At 59.6% G+C, this 9,125-nt stretch carries 1 protein-coding gene and 1 tRNA gene; both read left to right on the top strand.

The features are described 5' to 3' along the window. Positions 1–197 precede the first annotated feature (197 nt). Positions 198–274, top strand: a tRNA-Arg gene (locus ACN0SE_RS19875). Between the two features lie 545 nt (positions 275–819). After that, entirely contained in the window at positions 820–8,844 is an 8,025-nt protein-coding gene (locus ACN0SE_RS19870; protein WP_417526270.1) for a hypothetical protein, read from the top strand. Positions 8,845–9,125 lie beyond the last annotated feature (281 nt).

The raw sequence follows: 9,125 nt of genomic DNA, 5'->3' as shown, positions 1-9,125 counted from the left end.
GATCGCTCATGTCACCGCTCCTTTTCGGAACCGTGAATCACGCTGCGCCATAGAAATCAATGCATCCTGAGCCTAGTCAGGCCGCCACTCTGGCGGTTTGCGCCTTTGAACCAGAGCAGATTTCCAACTTCATCGAAGCAGATTCGCCGTAGAAGGGTGTTGCAGCGGCCCCCGGTTTCGGGTTAGAGGGCAGGCAGGCACCTGTAGCTCAGCTGGATAGAGCGCTGCCCTCCGAAGGCAGAGGCCAGAGGTTCGAATCCTCTCAGGTGCGCCAACAAGCTCAAATTTCCCGCGAACCCGGTCCGCTCCGTTTTCGTTGGAAGCCACGAGGAAGGTGCAATCCACAAGGTGATCGGCTGCGCATTTCGCCAGCCAACCGGGAAATGGAACGCATCATGTCGATAAATCCTTGCTGCGAATCCGCAATATCACTTAGCTGGTGTGCTGGAATTCCTGCTAGGCCTGCCCACGGCAGGGGCCGTTGGCGCCGCGCCAGCATCGGCTCGCTCATGTGACGCCGTGTCACCGTCCGGCGTCGTGCAAGAGCCGGAAAATTCCGGCATCTGGTGGTCCAACGTAGGGAAGCGGTGCAGTCCTCCGAGGCCACGTAAAAGTGGCCGGTCAGAACGGGACCTCTTCAGAGCGGAACAAATTTGTTGGAAACCGATAGGTTCCGACACTACAAAAATATTTGCTAGAAATTTATCATACTGTAAGCTTTATCTATTGAGGGCTGTTTTGTGCCGAGCTGCCACTAGATCTTTTGCTTGAACATTGCGTTTCCCTTGGTCGATCCACGATCCGATTGGGGAATAGCGCATGGCACAGAAGACAACCATTCTCGAATTCAGAACGTCGAACCAGTCTCTATGGGCCCCCGGAGAAGCCCTGAGCTTTTCAGTCGACACCGGGGACACGTTGATCTTCGATCCCCCGGAAACGGTTATCCCCTTTGATATAGATGTAGCTGGCAACGGGGTCGAAGCCGACCTTTACGTCGACCTTGTGGTGGGTCTTTACGCCTACGCTTCGTTGGGCGAGATGGGCCGCTTTGACGCTGCCCTGAACATGGCCGTGGATGTTGACTATTCAGGCGGCGTCCTGCTGCCAACTCAGGGCGGGCCCAGCGCTCCGGCTACGATGGCCTTTGATTTTACGTCCTACTCACTCATCTACTCGAAACTCGAATCGGTCGGGTTCGGTCTGGGCGCCAAGGCAGGGCTTGATCTAGTGCTCGGGATCGAAGCAGGTCTGCGCGACGGCGAATTCTATCACTGGTTCGGGGATGACACTTTCGACGATGTGCAACTGATCGATCTGGATTGGTCCACGCCGGGAGAGACCTCGCTTCCGTTGATCGAACTTTCGTTGGCAAAACCCGAGATCGAAAAGGAATTGAGTGACGGCATCACCTTCAAGGGGCGGCTGCCGACCGGGGCGGACACGGCGAGCAAAGTTCTTTACGATCCGGGCGACGCGCCAGTCATTGAATCCTCCGGCTTTTCAGGTACGCAGTTTCTTTCGCTCGAAGTTGACCTCGACGAACTGTTGGTGAAGTACGGCAGCAAAATCCCCGGTGCGGGTGCCGTGATCAAGGGCCTCGGCGAGACGGTCTTTGCCGAGCACAACTTCGATCTGCACGATTACATTCCTTTCATCCCTGCCAAGAAATTCGTGCTTGCGGCCACGGCGCTCGATATCGGCGCCTCCGCCGGAACCGTGGTGACGGAAGACCTTAGGCTTGACTTTGGTAATGGCACCGACACGCCCGATGTGCGCGTGACTCTGCGGTCGGACAACGGGACGCCCGGATACACCCACGACGACATTATCGTACAAAGCCAACTTGGTCAGATCGCAGAAGTGCCGCGCCCGATCTACGTGCCCGGCGCCACAGGGGAGGGAGCGGTTCCTGATATCGGCGAGATTACTGTCGGTGCCACCTTTCAATTGCAGAACGTCGAACTGACCCACGCCATCGGGCTGGGGCTGAACACCGTTTTCAACATCACCGCGCTCTCGGCCGAGTTGCAAGGTGACTGGGTGCCGTCATCGCTCCAGTTTTCGATCGGACCGGTTTTGTCGCTGGAACTGCCGGAAGGTGGCTTCAATCAAAAGCTTGCCGATCTCTATTCCGACAGCTTCACACTTGCGCAAGATGCTTTCAGGCCCACCACCGATATTTATAAAGTATTTTTCACAAACGAACTGGCGCCGCGGCAGACGTCGGAGGCTGAGTTGGAGGCCCCCAATGCCCGGCAGGCGATCCTCGACTACCGCGCAGCGCGCACCGCCAACGAAGAAGCGGCACGGGCCAACTTTCAGGCGCTCTGGAACAACGATCAGGCGTTTCCGGTCGCAACCCTGCAGAATGACGTGAACAATACGGTCCCCGAAGTGTCCGGAGATTCCTACGCGGTGATCTGGGATGGGGGGACAAACGCGCAGATCAACCTTGTAAAAGGGGACCGCTTTTTCATTGTTCAACCGAACGAAATCAGCACGGCAGCCGGGGCAGGACGGCTTCAATCCTCGGTGTCTTCGAACTTGTTCAGCGACGCGGCGCTTATTACGCCGATGGTGGGCTTTGATGCGTCGGACGGCCTGCGCAAGGGGCTGCTTGCATCACTGAGCAACCCGTCGATGGAAGCTCTGGTCTACCACTGGGTTTGGGACACGCCCACCGGAGAAGAGACCCATAAAGAACTAAGATCGCTGCCGATGGTCGAAGTGCAGGGCGGCAGCCTCGGCGATACGCTGGTTTATCACATCGACGCACAGGGTCAGGCGCGGGGCCAGTACTTCGACGGCGGCGGCAACGATGCCGGTGAACACGATCTTTTTGTGGCCGACTTCCGAACGACGGACCCGGACCTCGCCATCGAATGGAACCTCGCCGAGGCAGTGCAGTCCGGCAACGGGGCAGAACTTCCGAACGGTATAACCGTCAGAAATGTGGAGGCACTGACCGTCTACTTTGGCGACGGTGCTGACAAGATCACCAATTGGATTCACTCCGACATTCTTTATCTCGGAGACGGCGACGATGTCGTCTTCAACGTTGGCGATACAGAGGACGATTGGGTCTATAGCGACGGCGGCGATGATCTGGTCGTTTCCTTCCTGACCACACCCGGAGGGCACGACCGTTTTACTGGATTCATCGGTACCGACACCGCAATGCTGGATGCGTCGGGGGGGCTGGGACGGCTTCAAGTGGACATCAGCGATCTTAGCGGCTTCACTTTTGGCGGCACCGGTATCGGCGCGCTGGCTAGCCTGGACGATCTGAACCGGCTTGAAGATGCGCTTCAAAGGTTCCTCGGGTTTCAGGATGTCGACGGCGTCGGTGCGGGCGATGCCTCAAGCAGGCTCTTACGGTACATCCTGGATGACGAGCAAGACACCGGCTTTGCCGACGTCGAAGTCACCTTCGAGGAGATCAACGCAATCGGCTCAGATGCTTACGACGATTTGATCGTCTACGCGGGCGGTTCCAGCTACGCGGGCGGCGACGGTGGGTCCGACACGCTGCTGGCAAACTTCTTTCACACCGGTACAACGCAGGGGGTTGAAATCAACTTGGCGCCCGGCAGCGGCGGAGCCTCGGATTTCACCGTCGGCAGTGCGAGTTTTGCCGGTTTTGAGCGCGCCTACATTCTGGGCACCGGTTTTGACGATCTGCTCATCGGCGGTGGCAACGGTGACTTCTTCAACGGGCTCTCTGGCGACGACGTGATCTTCGGCGGCGATGATCTTTCGCCCGACGTCCTGATGGGAGGTCACGGCAGCGATGCGTTCTACTGGCAGAATAACGGCGGTGATCTGATTTACGGGTTTGACGACAACATCGGCTCTCATGATGAAGAAACAGATCGGCTGTTCCTGAATTTTGGTGGGGCCGACGCCGGCATCCGCTACGGTTTCCTTGACGCGCCGACGCAGTTTGGCGGTGAGATCAGGACGCTGCGCGATGGAACGGGTTTCTACGGAGCGGCGTCCGGCACGTCTGGGATCGTCGAGGCGATGGCGCAGGCCTCGCGGACAGATGAATTCACCGCAATGACGGGTCACGACACGGATGATCTTTACTATGCGCTGGCTTTCCATTCAATCGAGGCCATAAATGTCATAGGGACCCAGTATGACGACCTAATCATTTATACCGGCGGAGCTGAATATCACGGGCACGAGGAAGACAGTGTCGACACCTTCGCTGCCGATTTCTCTGACGCGCTGGTCGGATTCGATCTGCGCGTCGCCTCCCAGTTGATTGATGCCGTGACGCTGGCCAATGGCGTCCGCATCAGCGGTTTCGAGCGCATGGCGATGAAGACCGGTGAAGGTCATGACATCCTGCACGGTGGCCAGTCTGACGACTACTTTGACGCAGGCGCTGGCGGGGACCGGCTTTGGGGCGGAGCAGGAGACGATGATCTTCACGGGGGCGCCGGCAATGACGTGGTCTACTGGCTGGTGGATGGCCATGATCGGGCTGACGGCGGCAGCGGCCAGGATCGGCTCATCGTGTCAGGCACTGACGACAGCGGCACCTCGCGCAGCCTGGGCGTGATGCTGGACCGCGGCACCGCAACAGAATTTGCCGCAACCTCGGGTACCTTTGGCAACTTCGGGCTGGAGGCGCTCCTGGCGTCGCTCGGCACGGCCTCGGTGTACGAGATCACGGGCGCGCGTCTCGACGGCGAGCCGCTTTCGACAGTCAATTCGCTGAGTTACAGCAACTTCGAGATTATGGACGTGATCGGCTCGGATTCGGGCTCTGACCTTGCGTTCTATGACGGTGGCAACCTCTATTGGGGGGGGGGCGGGGCCGCGACGGACCTGTTTGTGGCCAATCTCGCTGACGAGACCGAAGACCTATTCTTTGATGCAGAATATGCCGACGGCACGACCCGCACGTCGGCCAGCGGCGAGACTTTGAGCAATACCTACGACTTTGGACTTGGCGCCCAAATCGGCGGTTTTGAACGTCTCGGTCTTGTGCTGGGGTCTGGCGACGACAGGGCGTATGGCGGACAACTGTCCGACGTGCTCATCGGTGGGGCTGGCAACGACACGCTTCATTCGGGGGGCGCGCGGCAGGACAACAGCGCAGATATCGAACGGATCTTCGGCGGTGCAGGCGACGATGAGCTTGTCTATACCCGCGGCGGCGCAAGCTGGCTTGATGGCGGGGTCGGCACCGATAGCGCAACCTATGAAGGGTTTGATGCCGCGGTTTATCATTCGCTGTTGGGCGAAGGGATCGTTGTGCCAGAACACTTCGCGCGCTTTGCGGCGGGCAACCTTCAAACCTTCGCGCAAATGCAGGCTTATCAAAGCGATCGCGCCTTCTACCCCGTCACCGGATTTGGCGCGGATGCAGGCACCGATGGCGGCGGCCTGCGGATGACGAACATCGAAAACATCGAAGCCCTCGGCACAGAATTCGACGACGTTCTCGCGGCCGGATCAGGCGCGTCTGCGCTCTTTGGCCAAGCCGGCGATGATGTGCTGATATCCGGCGCTGGCGACGATCTCCTGGTAGGTGGTTCCGGTCGGGACCGCTACGTATTTCTTGAAGACTTCGGCGATGACGTGATAGCTGGCGAAGATCTTCAGGGCGGAGATCTGTACTTCCTCGCCGACACCGGACAGATCGGCTATTCGACGTTGGGCTCTGATCTGACCGTGCACACGCAGCAAGGCAGCGTGCGCATCGTCGATTATGATTTCGACGGTGATCTCGAATTCAACATCCACACAGCAAGCGATCCGGATGGCTCGACTATCCCTGTGCTGGTGCCGGGCAATCCAAGTCGGGCCACCGCGCAAATTCATGTCGGCACGTCGGCCAAGGACATCTTTACGCAAGCAACAGCGGGTTTTGACCATTACGTTGGCGGCGCGGGCAACGACGAGATGCCCGGCAGCGCGGGGTCTGACATCTTCAACGGGGGGCCGGGCGTCGACATTGTCGACTTCAGCGGAAGCACGCAGGAACATTCAGTTGATCTGGTGAACCAGAGAACCGGCGGAGGCGCGACGGGCGATACTTTTGCTGGCGTCGAAGGGCTGATCGCAGGCAGTGGCGCGGCTGGTTTCTACGGCGACAGCCGTGATAACGTATTTGTAGGCTCGACGACCGACGACACGCTGTACGGGCGCGGGGGCGAGGACTTGTTGATCGGCTTTGACGGGGCCGATGCGTTGCGAGGGGGGCTAGGCGACGACTCGCTGTTCGGCGACGCGGGGGATGACACGCTCTTTGGTGGCGACGGCGATGATTACATAGATGGCGGCGCGGGCGCCGACCAACTTCGCGGCACGAAAGGCGACGACACGCTTCAAGGCGGCGCTGGGTCGGACACGCTGAACGGCGAAGCGGGGGACGATGTTCTGCTCTATGGCGGCGCCGATGATCCAAATACCACTGCTATAGAAGACGGCATCGACGTGCTGGTGGGTGACTTGGCAGACCGTGACACGGCTGACTTTTCGCACTTCAACGCGGCGATTGACGCCGATCTGAATGAATCCACGGACAGCGCCAGGGCGCGCACAGCGCCCGACGGTAGTCGGCTAGCGGCGGCGGCAACAATTGCGCATATCTCTGGTGTGCGTGACCTGATCGGCACCAATTTCGATGATCGCCTGCACGGCAACGCTTCGGACAACCAGGTCGAGGGTGGCCGGGGCGACGACACGCTGTTCGGTGCCGGAGGGATGGACACGCTGACCGGAGGGCAGGGGTTCGACATCGTCGATTATTCGACGGTGCTGACCGGATTTGGCCTGACCGTATCGCTGAATGGCGAAGGGCTGCTTTCCGACGTCTATGTCTCAGAGACGGATCGCGACACTCTGTGGGAAATCGAAGGGGCCATTCTCACGGCGGAGAATGATTTCTTCAATGCAGGTCCTGATGGCGGCTATGCGTCCGGTCAGGCCGGCGATGACGGTCTGTATGGCGGCACCGGAGACGATGTTTTGATGGGCGGCGCCGGTGATGATACCATTGACGGTGGGGCCGGGCTTAATATCTATTCGGCAGCCGACGGCCTCTCTGCTGTGAGCATCGACCTTGCCACGCGCAGTTTTTCCGATGGGCATGGTGGGACCGATACAGTCCTCAATGTCCGGGGCGCGGCGGGCACGGATTATGCGGACTCTCTGTTCGGCGATCATCTTCCCAATGTGCTTCATGGTGGGGACGGACCGGATCTGATGCGCGGTGGCGGCGGGCCGGACACCCTCGATGGCGGGGAGGGCAACGATACACTTGAGGCAGGTGTGCCCTTGCCGATCCTCGTCAAGCCGCAGACTTTACAGGTCAACCTGCGCAGCGAGGCGCTCTTGCTCGACTCGATCTTCACCCAGGAAGCAGTGCCTGGCGCGCCAGGGCTGCGTCATGCGACCGTCGTGGCCCGGGCGCACGGCGACGGCGGCGCAGGCGGCCAAGTAGAACTCTACGCGGTAACGGTGAACGAAGGGGACACTCTGACCTTCGACATCGATGACGCCAGTTTCGATCCGATGATCTATGTCACCAGAAAAGGCGTACAGTTCAACGTTGCACAGCAGGAAGATGCGGAAACACCCGATGATGGCGTTGCGCGCAATCCCTATTTCAGCCACACATTCAACGTGGGCGGTCTGCACTACATCGAAGTGCGCGACGAAGACAACGTGAACGGCGGCCCAGGCCCAGGCCAGACCTATACCCTGCACGTGGGATACGACGACGGACCCTTCGCCACCCAGACGCCCGGAGCCGTGATGCTGGGCGGAGCGGGCAACGACCTGATCAACGGCAACGCGGGCGATGATCACCTAAGCGGCGGTGACGGGTTCGACTGGATCAATGCAGGCGGTGGCAGTGATAGAATCGATGGCGGCGCAGACCGTGATATGGTCAGCTTTGTTGCCATGACAGACAGTGTTGGGCGGAGCAACGTTCAGTACCGGCTGGACATCGATCTGGCGGCAGGCACGGCGGTCAGCAGCGGCAACGAGACGATCACTCTCACGGGTGTCGAGCAGGTCACCGGCACGATTTTCGCGGACCGCTTTACAGGCGATGCAGGTGATAATCGCTTCCGTGGCTTGGGCGATTATGACTGGTTCAACGGCTCTGGCGGTGCGGATACCTACGAAGGCGGTACCGGGCGCGATATGGTGTCCTACGTGGCGTCCGCTCAGGCGGTCGTTGTCGATCTGGCACGCGGCGGGTTGGCAGGCATGGCGACTGGCGATAGCTATGACAGCGTGGAGCGGGTAACCGGCTCGATCTATGCCGATACCTTATACGGAGATGGCGGCGAAAATGGTTTCCGAGGGTTGGGCGGCTATGACACCTTTATAGGCTCGTCTGGCGGGCGTGAGCGCTATGACGGGGGCTCGGGGCTGGATACGGTCAGCTATCATCTCTCTGACGCTGGTGTCATCGCCTCTCTGTTGCGGGGCTATGGCAATGGCGGCGACGCGGCACGCGATCTGTATACTTCAATCGAAAACCTTGGTGGGACGAGCTATGCCGACGTCTTAACCGGCGACAACGGCCGCAACAATCTGCGCGGCCTCTATGGTGAAGACACCCTGATCGGCAACGGCGGCATCGATCGGTTGGCGGGCGGCAAATCCGACGACTGGCTCTACGGCGGCAGCGGTTCGGACTTCGCTCTGTTCGACGGTCACCGGGGCGAGTTCACCATCACCCGAACCGGGACACGCGATTCAATCGTTAGCTGGACCGGCAGCGGAGTCGGAGAGGGCACGGATCGGCTGTTTGATGTCGAATACCTTGTTTTCGACGACCAGACACTGGATATTTGGAGCCTTTGACGAGTCCTGCGGGCGTATCAGAGGAACTGTGCCTCAGGCTGGGCAGGGGGGTGATTAGCGTTCCGCCATCATCAACACAAAGTTCGCCTCAGAAATCCGCAAACGCCCGGGCATGTGGTTCAGCCGCACTCGGTGGCAAAGCGGCCAGACCCTCGGCAAGATTAATTGCGAACGGAACTATCTCAGGCACGACGTGGATCGGGATGAGCTAATGGGATGAACTGCCTTCCCACCAACCCGCTGCTATCGTGGCAGGCATAGGTGGAGAGAGGAGCATCTGA

Source organism: Marinovum sp. (assembly GCF_048263515.1).
In the GTDB taxonomy this organism is placed as follows: domain Bacteria; phylum Pseudomonadota; class Alphaproteobacteria; order Rhodobacterales; family Rhodobacteraceae; genus Marinovum.
This window is presented reverse-complemented; position numbering and strand designations above follow the sequence as displayed.